Annotated in this window: 17 protein-coding genes and 1 pseudogene; 3 read left to right on the top strand and 15 right to left on the bottom strand. The window is 43.8% G+C overall.

The genetic code is table 11. The features are described from left to right. Positions 1–275 precede the first annotated feature (275 nt). From ACLTOH_RS05840 to ACLTOH_RS05800, 9 genes are all read right to left on the bottom strand, one after another. Positions 276–761, bottom strand: coding sequence for a cytidylate kinase family protein (locus ACLTOH_RS05840; RefSeq protein ID WP_227731779.1), 486 nt, complete (start codon positions 759–761; stop codon positions 276–278). A 67-nt stretch (positions 762–828) separates the two neighbouring features. Further along, positions 829–1833: a glycosyltransferase gene (locus ACLTOH_RS05835; RefSeq protein ID WP_227731780.1), complete on the bottom strand. Its 1005-nt coding sequence runs from the start codon at positions 1831–1833 to the stop codon at positions 829–831. A gap of 12 nt (positions 1834–1845) precedes the next feature. After that, complete coding sequence (locus ACLTOH_RS05830) at positions 1846–2322, bottom strand: TVP38/TMEM64 family protein (protein WP_262594945.1); 477 nt, start codon at positions 2320–2322, stop codon at positions 1846–1848. A 67-nt stretch (positions 2323–2389) separates the two neighbouring features. Continuing rightward, a complete protein-coding gene (locus ACLTOH_RS05825) occupies positions 2390–3595 on the bottom strand; it encodes a glycosyltransferase (protein WP_227731782.1) in 1206 nt (401 codons plus the stop codon). A 189-nt stretch (positions 3596–3784) separates the two neighbouring features. Beyond that, positions 3785–4786, bottom strand: a complete 1002-nt coding sequence (locus ACLTOH_RS05820; protein ID WP_117465167.1) for an ABC transporter permease — start codon at positions 4784–4786, stop codon at positions 3785–3787. A gap of 2 nt (positions 4787–4788) precedes the next feature. After that, on the bottom strand, positions 4789–5892 hold the full coding sequence (locus ACLTOH_RS05815; protein ID WP_117465166.1) for an ABC transporter permease: 1104 nt from the start codon (positions 5890–5892) through the stop codon (positions 4789–4791). Beyond that, entirely contained in the window at positions 5876–7420 is a 1545-nt protein-coding gene (locus tag ACLTOH_RS05810) for an ABC transporter ATP-binding protein (RefSeq protein WP_262594942.1), read from the bottom strand. The genes ACLTOH_RS05815 and ACLTOH_RS05810 overlap by 17 nt, the downstream gene beginning before the upstream one ends. A gap of 180 nt (positions 7421–7600) precedes the next feature. After that, complete coding sequence (locus tag ACLTOH_RS05805; RefSeq protein ID WP_412223602.1) at positions 7601–8896, bottom strand: BMP family ABC transporter substrate-binding protein; 1296 nt, start codon at positions 8894–8896, stop codon at positions 7601–7603. Positions 8897–9141: 245 nt separating this feature from the next. Next, positions 9142–9720 (bottom strand): xanthine phosphoribosyltransferase, encoded by a 579-nt coding sequence (locus tag ACLTOH_RS05800; protein WP_117465164.1) that lies wholly within the window; start codon positions 9718–9720, stop codon positions 9142–9144. Between the two features lie 276 nt (positions 9721–9996). On the opposite strand from ACLTOH_RS05800, the gene ACLTOH_RS05795 reads away from it, so the two are divergent. Together ACLTOH_RS05795 and ACLTOH_RS05790 are read left to right on the top strand one after the other, a co-directional pair. After that, entirely contained in the window at positions 9997–10848 is an 852-nt protein-coding gene (locus tag ACLTOH_RS05795; protein ID WP_022313317.1) for an ATP-grasp domain-containing protein, read from the top strand. A 113-nt stretch (positions 10849–10961) separates the two neighbouring features. Then, positions 10962–12323: a bifunctional folylpolyglutamate synthase/dihydrofolate synthase gene (locus ACLTOH_RS05790; protein WP_412223600.1), complete on the top strand. Its 1362-nt coding sequence runs from the start codon at positions 10962–10964 to the stop codon at positions 12321–12323. 184 nt (positions 12324–12507) lie between these two features. Here ACLTOH_RS05790 and ACLTOH_RS05785 read toward each other — a convergent pair whose 3' ends face one another. Continuing rightward, positions 12508–13716 carry an IS110 family transposase gene (locus tag ACLTOH_RS05785; protein WP_015568727.1) on the bottom strand — a complete coding sequence of 403 codons (1209 nt, stop codon included), beginning with the start codon at positions 13714–13716 and terminating at the stop codon, positions 12508–12510. Between the two features lie 293 nt (positions 13717–14009). Between ACLTOH_RS05785 and ACLTOH_RS05780 the strand changes: the two genes are divergently transcribed. Continuing rightward, positions 14010–14531: a hypothetical protein gene (locus tag ACLTOH_RS05780; protein WP_022313319.1), complete on the top strand. Its 522-nt coding sequence runs from the start codon at positions 14010–14012 to the stop codon at positions 14529–14531. Positions 14532–14601: 70 nt separating this feature from the next. Here ACLTOH_RS05780 and ACLTOH_RS05775 read toward each other — a convergent pair whose 3' ends face one another. From ACLTOH_RS05775 to ACLTOH_RS05755, 5 genes and pseudogenes are all read right to left on the bottom strand, one after another. After that, complete coding sequence (locus ACLTOH_RS05775) at positions 14602–16185, bottom strand: ArnT family glycosyltransferase (protein ID WP_022313320.1); 1584 nt, start codon at positions 16183–16185, stop codon at positions 14602–14604. 126 nt (positions 16186–16311) lie between these two features. Continuing rightward, complete coding sequence (locus ACLTOH_RS05770) at positions 16312–17358, bottom strand: ORF6N domain-containing protein (RefSeq protein ID WP_412223599.1); 1047 nt, start codon at positions 17356–17358, stop codon at positions 16312–16314. Positions 17359–17438: 80 nt separating this feature from the next. Next, positions 17439–17717, bottom strand: a complete 279-nt coding sequence (locus tag ACLTOH_RS05765) for a helix-turn-helix domain-containing protein (protein WP_412223598.1) — start codon at positions 17715–17717, stop codon at positions 17439–17441. A 251-nt stretch (positions 17718–17968) separates the two neighbouring features. After that, positions 17969–18997, bottom strand: a complete 1029-nt coding sequence (locus ACLTOH_RS05760) for a helix-turn-helix domain-containing protein (protein ID WP_412223596.1) — start codon at positions 18995–18997, stop codon at positions 17969–17971. Positions 18998–19208: 211 nt separating this feature from the next. After that, a pseudogene (locus ACLTOH_RS05755) lies at positions 19209–19486 on the bottom strand (ABC transporter permease); the annotation flags it as partial.

The following is a 19486-nucleotide window of genomic DNA, read 5'->3' as shown; positions in this document are numbered from 1 at the left end:
TATATATTTGCCAGATACCGATTTCTGTACAAGCATCTATTAATAACCGATTCTTGTATATACAAAAACAGATGTCCGTATTGGGCATCTGTTTCGCATTTATACACTATTCATAGTCTAAACGATTTCTCCGTACTGCGTACTCTCGAAATCGTAACGCCCATTCGCATTCCGGACTATCGTCCTACTTGCTCATGTTCGTTTACTTCCCGCATAAAAAGCCCTTCTTGACAGCAAGCTGTCCGAAAGGGCTTTTCATGGGTAAGTTTATTCTATCAAATGATTTCCACTCTCTCAAAATACCGGATCAGAATATCCGCGCAGTTCTCGATTCCCAGCTTAGTGGTATCCAGGATCATGTGGTAGTTGTTCACATCGCCCCACACCTTACCGGTATTCTCATAATAATAGGCGGCGCGTTCTGCATCATTTTTCTCAAGCATTTCCTTCGCCTCATCGTGGGAAAGACTTTCCTTCTTCATGATACGTTCGATACGATCTTCCTTATCTGCGCACACATACACGTTAAATACATTCGGCTGATCCTTCAGGATCTCAGATGCGCAGCGTCCCAGAATAATACAGGGATGTTCCGCCAACCCCTTAATAACCTCCGCTTCCGTAGCATAACTGTCATCATCCAGCTCATGCTCTATGTACGCCTTATCATACACCGGCACCCCCAACTTCTCAGACAACTCCTGTGCGATCAGACTGGCTCCTGTTCCGAATCTTCGGCTGATAGTAATTACAAGGTTCATCGTAAGCACCTCCTTTGTAAGGTACTCTCATTTTATGATAAAGACTCTGAATTTGCAAGAGGGATGTCTACAAAAGCTTCTGCTCTATCTGATACAGTTTCTCACCTGTCGCCCGCATGCTGTGTTCCTCCGCCAGTGCCCTGCCTGCCCGGATTCTGCGTCTTACTTTTTCCCGCGGTTCTTCATACAAGATGTCTCGGACTGCCTGCTCGTAGGAATCCAGATTGCTGGCTTTGCGCACCTGCTCGCCGTCGGTAAGCCACCCTTCATACACCGGAATGTCTCTCACGATCACAGGAATCTCACAGGATAATGCCTCCAATACCACGATTCCTTCCGTCTCTTCATAACTGAAAAAAGCAAATGCATCCGCACCACAGTACGCATCCCGCAGGATCCCGGACGATTGGAAACCGGCAAAGATCACATTTTCCGGCTTCTCTGCCACAGCCTTTTTGATCTCTGCCGGAATCAACGCATTGTTCCCGCCCCCAAACCATAGAAAAATAATGTCTGGCATCCTTTTTGCCATTTCCAGAAAATCCTCGATTCCTTTTCTGTGAATCAGATGCCCGGCGGATATCACGACCTTTTTATCCACAGGAAGATGAAAAAATATCCGGAATCGTCCACCTGCCTGCTCTGTTTTGTGGAAAAATTCAGTGTCCACACCATTGGTCAGTGCATAAATCTCCCGATGCAGATCATATTTCATTAACAATTTCCGTGAGTATTCCGTTGGTGTGATAACCACATCTCCCTGTCTATAACAATGGCGGATCCATTTTTTGAATAAAGGAGCCGCCAGATTGGAACCGATAAAAGAATTCTTAAAATCTTCCATGGTGGAATGTCCGTAATAGACGACCTTTTTCCCCTGCCGTCTTGCCCGCCGTGCCATCAGCGGCGAATCAGGCAATACAGTATTGATCTGTACGATATCCGCCTCTTTCCAGACGTCCGTCACGGTCACTTTTGCTGCTCGCAGCATCTTCTCCTGATGGCGGATGGCGCTGCCGACGCCGCTTTTTGCCACCAGTGAAAGTCCGCCTTTATATATATAAATTTTCATAAGTATACTCTCCTATACCAGGTGGAAAATCACCTGGAACAGTGTCGTCAGTCCCAGACTATACAGCGCAATGGAGAAAGGCTTCCCCAGAAAGATGACTGTCACAAACTGTTTCCATGTCATGTTCGTTGTTCCGGCGAGATAACAGAGAAAATCATCCGGTGCCACCGGCAGGAAGATTGCCAGTGCAAATAATTTCAAAAATCTCCCCTTCAACTCCGTCCATGTCAGGTATTTTTCAATCATTTTCCCGGGAAACATCTTGTACAGCACCGGTCTTCCCAGACTTCTTGCTATTCCAAAAGCAATACAGGAACCCACACTGATTCCTATATAATTATAGAAAAATCCCGGCACCACTCCAAAGAGCAGCACTCCTGCCAGACAGCTGATGCCACCCGGTATGATGGGAAACACCACCTGAACGATCTGGATCAGCACGAAGATCAGTGCACCGATCATTCCGAAGCGGTTCACAAACTGCTGCATGGTCTCCACCGATTGGAAAATGCCGCTCTGATAGCCCCAGACTGCCAGTATTCCACAGAGGATCAGACTAACCCAGGATGCAATATTGATGGCCCTTTGCCAGGTGTTTTTCTCTTTCGACCTGTTTTTCTTCGATCTGTCGCTGGTATAGTTGCTCCATACTTCCCGCAAATCTTTTTTGGGAAAATATTTCTGCGGACTGTTTTGCATAACTGCACATTCCTCTGCGTTCATCGTCTTCTTTCTCCTTCCAGTTCTTCAGGTCTTTCAAGAATTCCTCTTCGGTCCGGTACTGCCAGCCGTTTTTTCCCTCTTCCACAACCGCCCGCAGGCATTGATCCCTTCTGCATAATAACGGTAATCCTGCTGCCAGTGCTTCCGCATAGGTAAGCCCCTGGGTCTCACTGGTGGAAGCGCTGACGAACAGATCTCCTGCCGGATAATAAGATGCTACTTCAGCGGGTGATACCATTCCGGTAAAAATAACGCTTCCCGTCACACCCAGCTCTGCTGCCTTTTTCCGTAAAGTCTCCAAATAAGGACCGCCGCCTACAATCATCAGTATTGTGCCGCTCTCCTGAACTTTCTGCTGGTACTCCAGCAATTCTTCCACATTCTTCTCTTTTGCCAGACGACCTACATATAAAAGCACTGTGGTCTTCCGGTCCATTTTATATTTTCTTCGGATTCTCTCCCGGGAATCCGTCCGGGTCTGCGCGTCATATTTACTCAGATCAATCCCCGATGGGATCACTGATACCGGACAATGAATGCCATAGTCTTTTAGTAATGTCTCTATTTTTGTGCTGGGAGCGATCATACTGTCCACCTTCTCGGAGATCTGTCGCGTCAGGAACTGTACCATATCCCTGCCCCATTTCTTGTAAGGGGAAAAATAGTGGGTATAATCTTCGTATACAGTATGGTAAGTATGCACCAGAGGGATCTTACATTCCTCTGCGATCTTTTTTGCCATGAAAAAGGTAGAAAATTCACACTGGGAATGTACAATATCCGGATTCCACTCTATAATCCCGCGATACAGTTCGCGTCCCGGGGACACCCGAAGTCTTGCTCCCGGATAAATATATCCGGCATTCACGGAACCCATATAGATCACACCCTCTTCTTCGTAGGAACGAGCTGTACGGGACAAGGTCAGGATCTTCACTTCATGTCCTCTTTGCTGTAATTCCTCCCGCAGATTGCATACCGAAGTAACAACTCCGTTGATGGCCGGCTTGTACCAGTCTGTTGTGATCAATACTTTCATCTTTTTTCTCCCTTCCGTTTATTTTCTCTGAATTGATCTCAGCATAACAGACACAGGTAAATTCCATCCGAATAAAATCAAAAGTTTTCCTAAAGTTTCTGTGAGTTTTTTCCAAAATGTGCACTAAAAAACAGCATTCTCCGGAAATTTCCGGAAAACGCCGTTTTTAATCGTCTTTCTATAAAATTATTATCTTTCTTCTCTGAAGTACGCCAGTCCCAGACTTGCGGGGGGCTGATTCTCTCTCTTGCTCCGCATACTGGTGATGACCAGTACCAGTAAGGTCACAACATAAGGGATCATCTTATACAGCTCCTGGTACTCCATATGCTCGATACCGGTGGGCAGATACAGATACAGGATATACAGTCCGCCGAAAAGGAAGGATGCGAATACGCTGATATTCGGTCTCCAGATGGTGAAGATGACCAGTGCGATGGCAAGCCAGCCTCTGTCACCAAAGGCATCGTTGGACCAGACACCGCAGGCATAGTCCATTACATAATACAGACCTCCCAGACCTGCGATCATACATCCCACACAGGTAGCAATGTATTTGTACCGGGATACGTTGATGCCAGCCGCATCTGCGGTATTGGGACCTTCACCGACCGCTCTCAAATGCAGACCGGTTCTGGTATGACTCAGAATATAAGATGCCGCAAACGCTATGATCACTGCCAGATACGCCAGGAATCCATAGGATAAAAACAACTTGCCGAACCATCCCAGCTTCACCGCAAAAGGAAGGGATTTGCTGAAATAGCTGCTGGTAGCGGACAATGCAATGGAAGGCACATCACTGTTTACCAGCTTGATCAGGGAGCCGCCGAAGAAGTTACCGAAGCCGACACCGAAGGTGGTCATGGCCAGACCGGTCACGTTCTGGTTCGCCCGCAGGGTAACGGTCAGAAAACAGTACAGCAGTCCCATCAGCAGGGAACCCAACAGACAACAAAGCATAGGAATCGCAATAGCGAGGAATCCGTTCATATTTGCCGCACCGCCTGCCGATCTCTCATAGAAGAAGGAGCCGATGACACCGCAGATACCTCCCACATACATAACGCCGGGGATTCCCAGATTCAGGTTACCGGATTTCTCCGTGATGATCTCACCGGTACTTCCGTATAACAGAGGAATTCCCTGTACAATAGCTCTCGGAATAAATGCAAGTAAAAATGTCCACATAATTACTGTTCCTCCTTTTCTGCCTTTTTACGGAACTGCAGGCGATAGGTAATGAAGAACTCACAGCCGATAATAAAGAACAGGATAATACCTGTCAGAATATCGGAGTAGGAATGATTCAGTCCAAAATTGGTAGAGATCTCACTGGCACCACGATCCATGAAAATGATCAGGAAGCTGGAAAACACCATGGTCAGAGGATTGAACTTGGACATCCAGGATACCAGTACAGCAGTAAATCCCTGTCCACCTGCAATGGTGGTGGTAACAGTATGGTTGATACCGCCTACCAGAAGCAAACCTACCAGTCCGCACAGCGCACCGGACAGAAGCATAGTACGGATGATTACCTTTTCTACCTTGATACCCACATATTTTGCGGTATTTTCACTCTCACCCACAACGGAGATCTCATATCCCTGCTTGCTATAGTTGAGATATACATACATGAAAATCGTAATCACTACTGCCACTACAATACTTAACAGATATTTGGAACCGAAGATCTGCGGCAGCCAGCCCACGTTGGTATTCTGGTTGATGATACCGATCTTACCGGATCCCTTGGGAACCTCCCATACAATGGTATAGAATGCCACAAGCTGGGTAGCTATGTAGTTCATCATCAGTGTAGACAGTGTCTCATTGGTATTCCATTTTGCCTTGAAAAATGCAGGAATGAAGCCCCAGATGGCTCCTGCTGCCAGGCTGGCCACGATCATGCACAGGATCACAACTGCACCCGGAAGCTTGTCCCCCAGGCAGATCATGCAGGCTGCGGATGCCAGACCCCCGATCAAGACCTGTCCCTCACCGCCGATATTCCAGAATTTCATCTTGAATGCCGGAGTCAGTGCCAATGCAATCAACAACAGGATCGCAATATTCTGAAAAGTAACCCAGGTCTTACGGACGGATCCGAAAGCTCCCAGAATAATAGACTGATATACCTGTAAAGGATTGATTCCCGTGGTGATCGTCGTAATGATACCGCACAGGATCAACGCCAACAGAATCGCTACGAAACGGATACCCAGAGATTTATACCAGGGGAGAGCATCTCTTTTTACGATATGAAACAAAGGCTCTTTATTCTTCTCCTTCATGTTCTTTGCCTCCTACTCTGGTCATCAGCATACCGACCTCATTTTTATCTGTCTTTCTCGCATCGAGGATACCGCTGACTTCTCCGCCGCACAGCACCATGATACGGTCGGACAACTCCATCAGCACATCCAGATCCTCACCGACGAAGATTACGGCAACGCCCTTTTTCTTCTGTTCATTGATCAGGTCATATATAGTATACGAAGAATTAATATCCAGTCCACGTACCACATAAGCCGTCAACAGTACGGTAGGTGCAGACGCAATCTCTCTTCCAACGAGAACCTTCTGTACATTACCACCGGACAATCTGCGTACCGGAGTGGTGATACCCGGGGTTACAACCTCCAGATTTTCTACCACATCAGTTGCAAGCTGTTTGGAAGGCTTTCGGTTCGTAAACGGTGTATGTCCCTGTCGGAAGGAACGTAACATCATATTATCGGTCAGATCCATATTGCCTACCAGGCCCATGCCAAGACGATCCTCCGGTACAAAAGAAAGCGATACACCCATCTCTGCGATCTTCAACGGATCCTTGCCGATCAGCATTTCCTTACTTCCATCATCTTCCACATAGCTGATTGTGCCGGCTTCTGTTACCTGCAGACCTGCAATGGCTTCCAAAAGCTCCTTCTGTCCACAGCCGGAGATACCGGCGATTCCCAGGATCTCACCACTATTGGCGGTAAAGGAGACGTCCTTCAGCTTAACGATACCTTCTTCGTTACGTACGGTCAGTCCCTGTACTTCGATACGGGGCTTCGGATTCACAGGTTCCGGTCTGACAATATTCAAAGTAACCGCATGTCCCACCATCATATTGGTCATTTCCGTAACGGTGGTATCCTTTGTCAGCATGCTTCCAATATACTGACCGTTACGAAGCACAGCCACCCTGTCGGACAGAGATTCCACTTCATGCATTTTATGGGTAATAATGACAATAGCCTTGCCGTCATCTCTCATTTTCCGGAGAACGTTAAAGAGCTTCTCTGTCTCCTGCGGTGTCAGTACAGCGGTAGGCTCATCCAGGATCAGGATATCCGCACCACGATACAGCACCTTTACAATCTCCACGGTCTGCTTCTGGGATACCGTCATATCATAGATTTTCTGCTTCGGATCTACTTCAAAACCGTATTTGTCACAGATCTCCTCTATTTTACGGGATGCCTCCTTGATATTAAGCCTGCCTTCCAGACCCAGGATGATATTCTCGGTAGCGGAAAGTACATCGATCAGCTTAAAATGCTGATGCACCATACCGATTCCCAGCCGTAACGCATCCTTGGGGGATTTGATGACCTCTTCCTTACCGTTAATAAAGATCTGTCCCTCATCCGGAAAATAAATACCGGAGAGCATATTCATCAGTGTCGTCTTACCGCTGCCGTTTTCCCCAAGCAGTGATAATATCTCACCCTTATAGATATCCAGATTTACCTTATCATTGGCAATCACGGATCCAAAAGTCTTGGTAATGTTTTTCATCGAAACCGCAGCTACTTTTGTCTCTTTTTCCATCCTAGTCACCTTTCCAATTTATCCATGACCTGCAATTTTCAGGTCTTTTAATACCTGGCATAAGCACACTGGCCGCCCCTTTTCTACCTCATCCATCCGCAAAAGCAAAAGATCCATAAGGTAGAAAAAGGGCGGCGCGGCAATAAACGCTGCGCCGTCCGGGCTATTTCAATAAGTCAATTAATACTGCTCATCCAACAGGTTGATTCCATCAATTCTTACATTGAAGTAAGGAGCGGAACGGAATGCAACATCGGACTCATGGAAGTATCCGTCACTTACTACCTCATGGTCGGGAGTATAATCAGGATCAGTATCAATATCAGCTTCATAGCTGTCCAGGGTCTTACCGTCTACAGTAAAGGTGGTGATATCATATACATGAGCCTTGCCTGCGATCAGATCAGCCTTTGCAGCTTCTACTGCTTCTGCGGTACCATCTGCTACAGCAGCACCAAGATCGCTCAGCTCTACAGAGCCGGTCTCCAGAGTACCACACCAATCGGTATCGATAGGAGTTCCATCTGCTACACATTTAATAGCATACTCAAAGTAAGGCTCCCAGTTAACTCTGGAAGATACCAGGAAGGTATTGGGGCAGGCTGCCTCAGTGCTTCCGTTGTAAGATACGTTGGGAACGCCTGCGGTCTCACATGCGGTAGGAGCACCCATGGAGTCTGCATGCTGGCTGATCAGTACACATCCGCCCTCGATCAGCTTGTTAGCTGCTTCCTTCTCAGCGGTCTCATCATACCAGGAACCGGTAAAGGTTACATCCATGGTAGCGCTGGGGCATACGGAACGAGCGCCCAGGAAGAAAGAGGTATAACCGGACATAACTTCAGCATAGGTATAAGCACCTACATAACCCATCTTAGCCTGATCCTCGGTGATATCACCGTTAGCGATCATCTCATTCAGCTTCATACCTGCAACGATACCTGCAAGATAACGGCCATCATAGATGGAAGCAAATGCATTGTGGAAGTTATCAAGGCCTTCTGTATGAGCCTTGGTTCCGGTTGCATGGCTGAACTGAACATCGGGATATTCCTTAGCGGCCTCGATGATGTAGTCCTCATGTCCGAAGCTGTCTGCGAAAATGAAATTACAACCTGCATCAGCAAGCTCACAAGCTGCTTCATAAGCTTCCTGTCCTTCAGGAATGTTGGTCTTGGTCATGTACTCAATACCAAGCTTCTCACAAGCTGCTTTTGCTGCATTCAGGAAGTTCAGATCATAAGTAGAGTTCTCATCATGCAGGAAAATGAAACCTGCCTTTACACCGGTAACAGCTTCACTGTCGGTTGCTGCTTCGGTAGTACCTGCTGCTTCGGTAGTACCTGCTGCCTCGGTGGTAGCTGCAACGGTTGCTGCATCTGTGCCGGTGGTAGCTGCATCATTGGATCCGCAGCCTGCCAGAGCAGTAACTGCGAGAGCCATAGCTGCGAGTAAACTTACGACTTTCTTTTTCATAATTCTCCTCTTTCTGCGCTGCTGCTTCGTTACAGATCCATGTAGCAGCGCGGGCACAGATCTGCAGATAAACCGGTGAGTCAACGCAAAAAGGGTGTATGACACCTTCATACAACCCCTTTATTGTACTCTCTCAACATTAGTCAGTATAAGCATTTGTCTGACTTCTTGTCAAGAGAAGTATTAAATTTTTATTAACTCGTTTGCGAATGTGGTTCTGAATAGTTATCTAACTTATCTAACTCTTAAGATCGAAATGTGATCTCTCCGGTCTTGTCATCCATGCTTTCCACAATAGCGAGCGACTCTACACGGATACCCTTGGAACGGATCAGGTCGCCGCCCTTCTGGAATCCCTTCTCAACGGCAATGCCGACACCCTCTACAGAAGCTCCCGCTTTATTGACAATGTCGATCAGACCCTCCAGTGCGCATCCGTTGGCCAGAAAATCATCAATGATCAGAATATGATCTTCCGGATGCAGGAATTTTTTGGAAACGATCACGTCATATACTCTCTTGTGCGTAAAGGATTCGATCTTGGTGGAATATACTTCACCGTCAATATTTACGGACTGGGACTTTTTTGCAAATACCACAGGCACATGAAAATGCTGGGCTGCCACACAGGCGATACCGATACCGGAAGCCTCCACAGTCAGAATCTTCGTAATCTTACGGTCTGCAAACAGATGCGCCCACTCTTTTCCCATTTCATTGAACAGATCAATGTCCATCTGATGATTCAGAAAAGAATCTACTTTTAATACATTCCCTGCTTTTACCGTACCGTCTTTGCGAATGCGCTCTTCGAGTAATTTCATTGTATGTCTCCTCTTTTGTTTCTTCTTAATATATTTTAATGATGTCGGGGTCAAAAGCCCCCGACTTTGATACCTACGAATTGCTTCGTGCTACGCACTACCACAATTCTACCCAATATTCGCATATCGTGGAATTATCATCCCACTTTTATGCTCTTATGTCTTTTATTATACGCAGGATATTAGTCCTTTTTCAATAGAAGAACTATATTTCTTGCTATTTTGACAACATTTTGCTATGTTAACCATGAGAATACTGAAATCACGAGGTGCCTTATGCCTATCAGAGGATATATCATAGAAAAATATAATACTATGACTAACGCTTATACCTGCAACCGCCTGGTACAGGAAGCTTCTGCCCTGGATATGGATCTGCAGATTGTAGGGATCCATGATACTGTGGTCTCTCCGCATGGTGTTATAAATCATGGTAAAATACTGGAACCCGTGGATTTTGTCATCAACCGCTATAAATGGGGACGGGAAAAGGATGCTATAAATGCACTTGCCACCCGAAGCTATAATCCATTAACTGCTTATAATATCTATATTAATAAATTTGAACAGGTACGAAGGCTTCATTCCAAAGCCTTTTTGATCCCAAAATATCTTCTGGGAACTTCACGGTTGCCTTTTTCTTCTATTGTAGAACAACTGGGCCTTCCCTTTGTCGGTAAAGGACTGGAAAGCTCCATGGGAGAAGAAATCGTCTGCATCCGGGATAAAGCTTCTTATGAGGAACTCTCTCTTAACTACCCTTCCTCCAAGGAATGGCTCTTCGAAGAATTTATCTCAGAAAGCTACGGCAGAGATCTGCGCTTTTACAGCATCCGCGGAGAAGCCGTTGCCTGTATGCAGCGCATATCCCAGGGGGATTTCCGTGCAAATGTAGCTCTGGGCGCTTCGGTAGAGCCTTACCCTGTCACTTCCGGCATCCGTACCATAGCCGCAGATATTTACGAGCAGACCGGACTGGATTTTCTGGGAATTGATCTGCTTTTTGGCAGAGAAAAACCTTATTTTTGCGAAATCAATGTCATGCCGGGACTGGAAGGTATTGAAAAGGCTTCCGGCATAAATGTTGCGGGAAAAATTATTGAGACGATACAATCTGACTTTACATAAAAGACTTAGTGTAAAAAATAGTTTTTTCATGCGCAAATATGTGCCTGCACAGTGTACGAAAATACATGATACTAAAGTATCTGGAAAATTGCAGGCTACAAAAAGGTATTTATATGAATAACACTTCCGAAACATCACTGCAATTTCATAAAATCACTACGCGTAAGGAGGCGGAAGACTTTGTCTATGCCTCTTATCTGCGAGCTGCCTCACATCAGGATTATGCTGCAAAGGACGCCAGAAAACGACACCCGGAACTGACCAGATCCCTGCTTTGGCAAAAATCCGTTACTCCCTGCATCGTTGTCACCGGAAGCAAGGGAAAAGGCTCCGTTTCCAACATGATCTCCCGAATCCTGCAGACAAGATTCTCTGTGGGACTGATGACCAGCCCTCATATCACGGACTTTCGCGAACGCTTCCGTGTCAATGATACGATGATCAGTGAATCTGACTTCTGCCGTCTGATGACAGAGATCCAGCCAGAGATTCTGAATATTGCCTCTGATCTGCCGGAGTCAGTATGTATCAGTCCCATGGGAATCCAGGCCGATCTGGCACTGGCTTATTTTTCGGAAAAACATACGGATTTCAATGTACTGGAATGCGGTAAAGGTGCAAAATACGATGATGTAAATAATGTACGTCACGATTATGCCGTGATCAACCGGATTTTTCTGGAGCATACGAGGGAACTGGGTGATACGCTGACTGCCATTGCGGAAGATAAATCCCACGTTATCACCGGAGAGCAGAAGTGTGTCTATTTTGCGGAGCAGGAACCGGAAGTTCTGGAAATTCTGCAGCGCCGTGCCGAAACTCTGCATATTCCCTATAAGATCTACGGTCGGGATTTTCATGCGGAAAACATCCGTTATACCTGCTTCGGAATGCAGTTTGATGTTGAAATCGGAGACAACATTTATGCGGATTTACAAATTCCGTTGCTGGGAGAACATCAGGCGAAAAACTGTGCTCTGGCACTTGCTGTGTGTGTGGATGTGCTGTCTGATCTGCGCAGGGAATCCGCAGTTTTTTCTTTGCCAGACATCCGGAAAAATCTGTCTCTGCTACACTGGCCGGGACGCATGGAAGTCCTGCGTTCCAAGCCGTTTGTTCTGCTGGATGCCTGTATCAATGCCACCAGCTGTGAGAATGTAAAGGAAGTCCTGCGACATCTGGGGGGTTGGAATTGCACTGTTATTGTGGGAATTCCGGAGGATAAGGATTATGCCGGTGTGGTCAGATCCATGAAAGGTATGGCAAACCGGATTATCCTCACCAGATCTGGGAATCCGCATTATCATTTTTCCCAAAAACAGCAGGAGACATTGGCAGAAGAAGATATTGGCACAATATGGACAGATTCCGTGAAACAGGCACTGACTCTGGCCGGTTCTTGTCCGGATCCCATTGTAATCTTGGGAACGACTTCGGTAATTTCCGAAGTAGAGCAGATTTTTCAGCAATCTTAACTTGCCCTCACCGGATACAGGTGCTACAATGAGGGCAAATAGAAGAGTAGCAAAACATTACGCAGCCTGCAAATAAAAAGTCAAGGCTAAAATGAAAGAACTTTGAAAATTTTATACAGGTTGAAAATTAGACATCAAAACAAGACCACCACACCAGTGCTGGTCTGAAAGGTATAGTAGATAATTAAGATTCTGGAAGAGATGCAAGATATTCTTTCACTCGTCCATAGTAGATGCGTAGAAACTTGTTAGCACCGGCAGTCATATAGACATAATACGGTTTCTTTTGAGCCCGTTTTTTGTCTAAGAACTGATACACAGGATCATCTTGTGGATGTGTTTTGATTAAGACATCCATTACCTGAAATAGTGTTTTCCTGAGGTCAGAAGAACCTCGTTTTGAAGTTGGAACACTTTTCTGTTCATAAGAGCCGGATTCGTTAACACCAGGGTCTACACCGGCAAAAGCAGTAATGGCACCCTTGTGAGTGAAACGGGAAACATCACCAATCTCAGCCATCAGTTGAGGACCGAGTGACGTTCCAACCCCTTTCATTGCCATAACAACGGGATACTCCGGAAGCTTGGATGCAGTTTCGTTCATGAGAGTGCGTAGCGACTCAACAGTAATAGAAGCACTGTTAAGTTGGTCAACTGCCTGCTTGATAATAAGCTTTGTAATGTCATCCTTAGGAAGTACAGGAACAAGCTCCTTTGCTTTTCCATAGATTTCTTCAGCTTTTGACTTGCTGAAGTTGTACTTCTTGCGTTTGCACCAGTTTTCATAGTGATCAATAAAAGCGTTTATGGACATTTTACGGACACAGTCTACATGCCAGTATGTAGATGCAAAATCGACCCATTTCTGGCTGCCGTCACTACGTGCAGGACTGTCAAAATAAGTATTAACACCAGGATAGGTTTGGTCAAGGATGCCGATAAGGTTATTCTTCATAGCCGTCTTGTGCTTCATGTAAAAGCCAAACTGACGGTTCATGGTTTTGAGTTGATTGCGTAATTCATCCATAACGCTATACTGTTTCAGATTTTGCCACTTGTCAAGTGCATATCGGGCAATTTTAACAGAGTCAGCTTTATCTGTTTTGACTTTACGAAGGGAATCGTTATCAAAATCCTTGATAAGCTTTGGGTTAATGGCACTAACGAAAAGATTTGCTTCGGAAAGTTGATGGGCAAGGACTTCGTAATAGCGTCCGGTATGCTCCATTACAATTCGGGACTCACCTTCGATAGACTTGATAAGTTTTACAAGCGAATTGATGTCACTGGATGTGTGTTTAATTTCAAAGGGTGTGGAAACAATTTCGCCAAAAGGCCGCATAATAGCAACCATACTTTTACCTTTTGAAACATCGATACCTACTGCGTTCATAAATTTGTCACTCCTTAAGATTATTGCAATGGATAAGTACCAGTTTTACTCATTGCCTATTCAATCTACTGTGGTGTGACACGAATGCACCTGAGGTGATTCAACCTGCATAAAACGAACGCTGCGAATGAGGAGCTGGTTATCAGTCTGTGTTACGGACGCGAAGTCCAAGAAAGGAGAAGATATCCAATTGCTACCTACATTCTAACAGCTTAAGCAACAAGATGGATAATTCCTTACTGGCTGTAAGGGATATTAACCATAAATATATTGTAGTAGAAAGGAGAAGTCCCATGACAGGTATTTACGGAATCAATTATTCTAATAATTATAGTCTGACCGGCAATTACGGATACGCTTATTCTACCGGTGCGGTATCTTCCGCACAGCCCGAAGAGAAGGGTATGGTGGTAAATCCCGGAAAATCCGATGTAGAAAAGCCTGGCAGAAAGTCTTCTCCCGCAGAATGCGAAACCTGCAAGAACCGGAAATATCAGGATGGTTCCAACGAAATGGTCTCCTTCAAATCTGCATCTCATATTTCACCACAGGCTTCCTCCTCCAGAGTTCGTGCCCACGAACAGGAGCATGTAACGAACGCTTACAACAAGGCCGCACAGAACAACGGCAAGGTTCTCTCCGCCACAGTGTCCCTGCGAACCGCGGTATGTCCCGAATGCGGCACCGTCTACACCGCCGGCGGCACCACCACGACCAAGATCAGTTACCGTGACGAGAGCAATCCTTACCAGCAGAACAAAAAATCTGCCGATGCCGCCATGCTGATTGGACGGAATCTGGATCTGAGTGCGTAAATGAAACATAATTTTTGACACGCGAAAGCCCCCACCTTTTATGATATGTGAGGGCTTTTTTATTTTCATTTTAATACGCCACATACCAGTCCCGGCAGGGCAGGAGAGCGAATCCATCGAATTTTTCCGCATCTGTATAGTAAATGATATATATCTTATTTCTGTCGATGTGCTCCCAGTCGATTCCCATGGTGAAGCGGATTCCTTTTCCCAGAAAATCCTTCGGCTTGGGAGGTACATCGCTTAAGTTCCTGTTGGCAAGGTATTCTGCAGCGTCAATCTCTCCGTAGAGCAAAACACTGGGATATTTGATGGCATCTTCGATCTCGATCTCACGACCGCTTTCCGCCGCAATCTCCATGGCTTTCTGTACAGCTTCCTCGCTGCCTTCCTGAAAATAGGCACTGACCAGCTCTTTATAAGAAGTAAAATATGCCTTTTCAAATTGTACATTTTCCCCCAGCAGAAGTGCTGCCAAAAGAATGCTTACTGCAATTTTTCCATAGAAATTCACTTTTTTCCCCAGAAAATCTGTCAAAGAAGACACGCACAATGCTCCGCACAGAACAAGAGGAATATAGATGCAGTTGATCTGGGTCATTCCCACGGTAACCAGTAATCCCAGCAGCAATGCGCCGGTCAGTTGAAAGAATATCATCCATAATAATGTTGTCTGTCTCTTCTGTAAGGCTAGGATCAGGCGGATCACCAGTAAAAAAACTCCCAGAAAGATCAGTACTCTGGCTGTGATTCCGAAAAATCCAAACGGCATGATCACATCGTAGGGACGACCGATATCCTGCCGATACAGAAGATACAGCAGATTTTTGAAATTGTATAAAATATCACGGAAAGAGGATGCTATTTCATTCACTCTGAAATCCGTCATTACATAGACCGAAAAAGGGCCTATGGAGAACTCTGGGAGGATTCCTCTGTTTACCAGTAAAAACGCCAGCAACGGAAGTGCCAGTAATCCAATGATCACCACATGGATCACGAAATATTTGTCGATCTTCAAAGTCTTTGTAAGAAATCCGTATCCCCATTCCAACAACAGAAGGAGTGGAACAATAGGCCAGATGGTCGCATAACAATACAGGCTCAAACCGTAGGAAAGTGCCGACAGAATAAGTAATCTCGGTTTTTTCAGGCCATAAACAAAAAAGGTCAGTCCAAAAAGCAGGAACCCGGGTGCCAGATTGGACTCCAGCCCCCATCTTGACATCATAATATGCCAGGGACATACACTGAGAAGAAGCATGGCCCACAGTCCGGCCGCTTCATTCACCATCTCTTTCATCAGAAAAGAAACCGCCACCAGAGATAAAATTGCTACAATGGCCTGCGGTAGTCTTACTACCAGTGGAGTGATTTTACCTCCGGTGAACACCATAAAAGGAAGCATGAGATACGAGTTCAGTGCATTCTGCCCGCCTCCCCAGGACTCGAAATACACAGGATAGGAGTGTCCTGTGGAATCGATCCCACTGTGAAACAGTGAATACGCATTAAAAGCCCCATAAGCCTCGTCCATCTGGTAACCGCCCGGAACCTTTCCTAACTGCGCCAGCCGCAATATAGAACCAAATACTAATATGAGACAAAACAATATGGTGTATTTATGTTGTTCTATTGTTTTCTTTAATGTCATAGGTCTTTTATATCCTTTTTGCTTTCCAATATCCATTTGGGATGAATATTATTTTCTTCTGTTTTTTATTTTATCATATGGGATATTGGATTGTCTCTGTAAAAGTGAAAATTACTCTCTTTCCACCTACTGTGGTAAATTCAAAGTTGGATTTTTCAACAGTGTGGCAATAACCGGGGTATATTTAGATACTCCATAGTCTTCAACAATACTGGTTATTCTAGCGCCTGCATCTTTTGATGAAGCACCACATAAGAAAACCCTTTCATCAGCAGTTCCATAATCCAATACGATAAATCGATCATGAAATATACCGCCTGTCTTTTTCATTGACAAATTTACTGTTGGGTACTCCTTGCAGAAATCTGCAAATTCTATGTTGTGAAGTTTATTATTTCCAACATTATCACTGAATAAAATAATATTTACTCCTGTAGGAGAATTTTTAAGATGTACCAGCGTTCTTAATCCAATATAATTGTCAACGACATATATTGACGACTTTGCCTGCTTATAAATGGACTCATATACCTCATCTGCACTACTAAATTTTGCATTAAACATGAGCCACTTTTCATCATCATCTGAAACAAAGCTGTTCATCATATCAGCCAACTCAGATTTTGTCACAACATCCTTCAAGCCTTCTGCAACATCTGAAATCTGCTTTTCAAGAGATATCATATCTGAGTTGATTTTGTTAATTTCTATTCTGTTGTTAGCAGTTTCCATGCTTAACTGAAGTATTTCCCGCTGACCTATTAAATCACGATTTTCTAATATGTAATCTTTCATTTTCTTAAAGGTTCTTATTAATGCCTTGCTCTGCTTAACAGCCAACGGTCCTTTCAAAACAGTCATCAGCATATATAATCCTTGCTCTGTAAATACATGAGGATTATATCTGCTCTTACTGTTAAGATTTGCGGTCAAAAAATTTGACCGCAAATTTTCCACCTCGTCATCCGTAAGTTCAAACATAAAATCTTCATCAAATTTCTCAATATTATTTTTTACTTGTTGATTAAATGCTTTTGTAGTATAACCATATATTTCAGAAAGATCGGCATCTAAGATTACTCTTTGTCCTCGAATTTCATAAATTCTTTCTTTCAAATATTCTTCTGTAATATCAATCACAGCAATTTCTTCTTTCTTTTTATCTTCTGCCATAGAACTCCTCCATCCATTTTGCGGTCAAAAAAATCGTCCGCAACTCTCATATAACATATTGCTGACATCAGCAATATGGTCTATTCCTCTTTTCTCTTTATTTTGTCATAATACGCTTTATACCTATAAATCGTCCTCTCACTGACATTGTTCCTCTTCGCAATTTCTACCATTGTCATGCCGCTCTCATACCCAACAACAAAATCATTATAAATTGCCATCCACTTGGCGTTATGTTTCTGACGACCGCTTAACTTACGATTTCTGTAATACTCCAATTCCTCCCGAAGTTTTGCATTCTCTTTTTCCAACTCCTCAATTCTTTTTAATGCCTCTTCAATATTTATAACTTTATCCATCTTAATGTTCCTCCAATATGCCATTTTCATTTTGTCTATATCATATCAATCAAGCTTCTATATGTCAATTTGATTTTGTCATCAATTAATTCTAAGCATAAAAAAGGAACCGATCTCTCGATTCCTTCTCATTCCTATATTCTCTTTACTATTTCTTCCTCGTCAACAGGCACACCGTCTCACAGAACATATTTTATCGCAAGACTTTTAAAAATGGAATAGATTTTACCAAACGACAGTTTTCAAAAAACTTATCTGTCAAAAATTAATTTCTCCCACGGTTCATATCCTGCCATGTAGCCGAATTCTTCCTCATTTCTGAATCCTTCAAGAAGTTTTTCTTTTACACCATCTAATATAGCTTCATCAATATCTCTGAACTTCATATGCTTATATAAACCGGACTTTCTAAAATCATACATAGTACCCACATTATCAAGAAGATGTTTTACCACCTTATATGTTCCCTCTACATCTTTCCCTGCACATACAATATCAAGCATTGGCGAATACTCATTATATTTTCCCATTTCCAATGTATGTGCAACTGCCTGTACCTTCCCTGACAAAAATCTCGCATAACCGATATCATTTTCCCGCAATGCCAGTCCCGCCATTGTGGAAAGAACAAAATTAAGTGTACTAAAGCCGGAAAAAATAATATTTTCATATTTTTCATATGCTTCTTTGATTTTTCCCTGCTTCTGGAGTAATCTTCCCTGATAATAACTTTTCATAGGATCGTATTCTGAAAAATAGTCCAGATATTTTTCTGCCTTGGTGTAATGTAAATAAAATCCAAATAAGGAATCTGCTGCATGATGCTGTATCTCTTCATTCTCATCATGTAGTGCCAGCTCATACCATGCGTTAATCTGCTTATCATATTTTTCCTGATTCGTGCATTTATCCGTTATTCTTCTTGCATCAAGCATTACCGCGGTCTGCCAGATAAGCATGTTACAATTCGGATATTCCTTTATAAGTCTCAATGCCCATTCATAAGTCTTTTCATAGCCTTCTTCTGAAAACATCCTGTCCATCTTCCTGATAATTTCTTCGATTTCAGTATCTGAAAGTTTTTCATGAAAAGAAAGTAATGTATCAAGTGAAATATCAAGCAGTCTTGCAATTGGTGCCAGCAGTTCAATATCCGGCTTGGAATTACTATTCTCCCATTTGTTTACAGCCGGTGTCGTCACGCCTAATCTGTTTGCCATCTCCTCCTGCGTCATACCAGCTTCTTTTCTATATTTTTTTATAACAACGCCTATATCCATTTGCTTCATCTCCTAAAAAATTCAAAAGCTTTTGTATACTCAGCATATCAGATTCACATAGATTGCTCAATTGAACAGTGTTTAATTTCTATTCAATTTAATTAACCAGTAGGAAATGTTGCTAAAATACTGTTTAGATTTATCATACATACAAAATGGAAGTTATCTATTTCTCCTCTTCGTTAAGACCTAGTTCATTACATATTACTTGCTATCCCTGATACCTTATTCTTTCTACCAGCGTTTCCTTTTTCAGATTACTGCTTAAAACGCAGGAAAGTACAATCTGCAACAGACCGACCAAAAAAATCATAATAAAAATTGGTACGATTGGAACATGATAGATATTCATTCCAAATATTCCATTATGTTTTGCATAGGAAAAAAGTGCATAGCCGAGCGGCAGACCAATGATCAAAGCTACGCATATGGTACCAACCGTAAAAATCAGTCCCTGTAACTGCAGGCATAAATTTAATTGTTTATTTG

It is taken from the genome of Waltera sp., from assembly GCF_046969025.1.
Classification (GTDB): domain Bacteria; phylum Bacillota; class Clostridia; order Lachnospirales; family Lachnospiraceae; genus Acetatifactor; species Acetatifactor acetigignens.
This window is presented reverse-complemented; position numbering and strand designations above follow the sequence as displayed.

What these genes read in the sequence shown, in the direction of transcription:
- ACLTOH_RS05830 (WP_262594945.1), bottom strand. Translation starts at nt 2,322, where the DNA reads ATGCAGCAGTTTGTGAACCGCTTCGGAATGATCGGTGCACTGATCTTC.
- ACLTOH_RS05775 (WP_022313320.1), bottom strand. Translation starts at nt 16,185, where the DNA reads ATGACATTAAAGAAAACAATAGAACAACATAAATACACCATATTGTTT.
- ACLTOH_RS05815 (WP_117465166.1), bottom strand. Translation starts at nt 5,892, where the DNA reads ATGAAGGAGAAGAATAAAGAGCCTTTGTTTCATATCGTAAAAAGAGAT.
- ACLTOH_RS05770 (WP_412223599.1), bottom strand. Translation starts at nt 17,358, where the DNA reads ATGGCAGAAGATAAAAAGAAAGAAGAAATTGCTGTGATTGATATTACA.
- ACLTOH_RS05795 (WP_022313317.1), top strand. Translation starts at nt 9,997, where the DNA reads ATGCCTATCAGAGGATATATCATAGAAAAATATAATACTATGACTAAC.
- ACLTOH_RS05800 (WP_117465164.1), bottom strand. Translation starts at nt 9,720, where the DNA reads ATGAAATTACTCGAAGAGCGCATTCGCAAAGACGGTACGGTAAAAGCA.
- ACLTOH_RS05825 (WP_227731782.1), bottom strand. Translation starts at nt 3,595, where the DNA reads ATGAAAGTATTGATCACAACAGACTGGTACAAGCCGGCCATCAACGGA.
- ACLTOH_RS05810 (WP_262594942.1), bottom strand. Translation starts at nt 7,420, where the DNA reads ATGGAAAAAGAGACAAAAGTAGCTGCGGTTTCGATGAAAAACATTACC.
- ACLTOH_RS05790 (WP_412223600.1), top strand. Translation starts at nt 10,962, where the DNA reads ATGAATAACACTTCCGAAACATCACTGCAATTTCATAAAATCACTACG.
- ACLTOH_RS05785 (WP_015568727.1), bottom strand. Translation starts at nt 13,716, where the DNA reads ATGAACGCAGTAGGTATCGATGTTTCAAAAGGTAAAAGTATGGTTGCT.
- ACLTOH_RS05805 (WP_412223602.1), bottom strand. Translation starts at nt 8,896, where the DNA reads ATGAAAAAGAAAGTCGTAAGTTTACTCGCAGCTATGGCTCTCGCAGTT.
- ACLTOH_RS05840 (WP_227731779.1), bottom strand. Translation starts at nt 761, where the DNA reads ATGAACCTTGTAATTACTATCAGCCGAAGATTCGGAACAGGAGCCAGT.
- ACLTOH_RS05820 (WP_117465167.1), bottom strand. Translation starts at nt 4,786, where the DNA reads ATGTGGACATTTTTACTTGCATTTATTCCGAGAGCTATTGTACAGGGA.
- ACLTOH_RS05780 (WP_022313319.1), top strand. Translation starts at nt 14,010, where the DNA reads ATGACAGGTATTTACGGAATCAATTATTCTAATAATTATAGTCTGACC.
- ACLTOH_RS05835 (WP_227731780.1), bottom strand. Translation starts at nt 1,833, where the DNA reads ATGAAAATTTATATATATAAAGGCGGACTTTCACTGGTGGCAAAAAGC.
- ACLTOH_RS05765 (WP_412223598.1), bottom strand. Translation starts at nt 17,717, where the DNA reads ATGGATAAAGTTATAAATATTGAAGAGGCATTAAAAAGAATTGAGGAG.
- ACLTOH_RS05760 (WP_412223596.1), bottom strand. Translation starts at nt 18,997, where the DNA reads ATGGATATAGGCGTTGTTATAAAAAAATATAGAAAAGAAGCTGGTATG.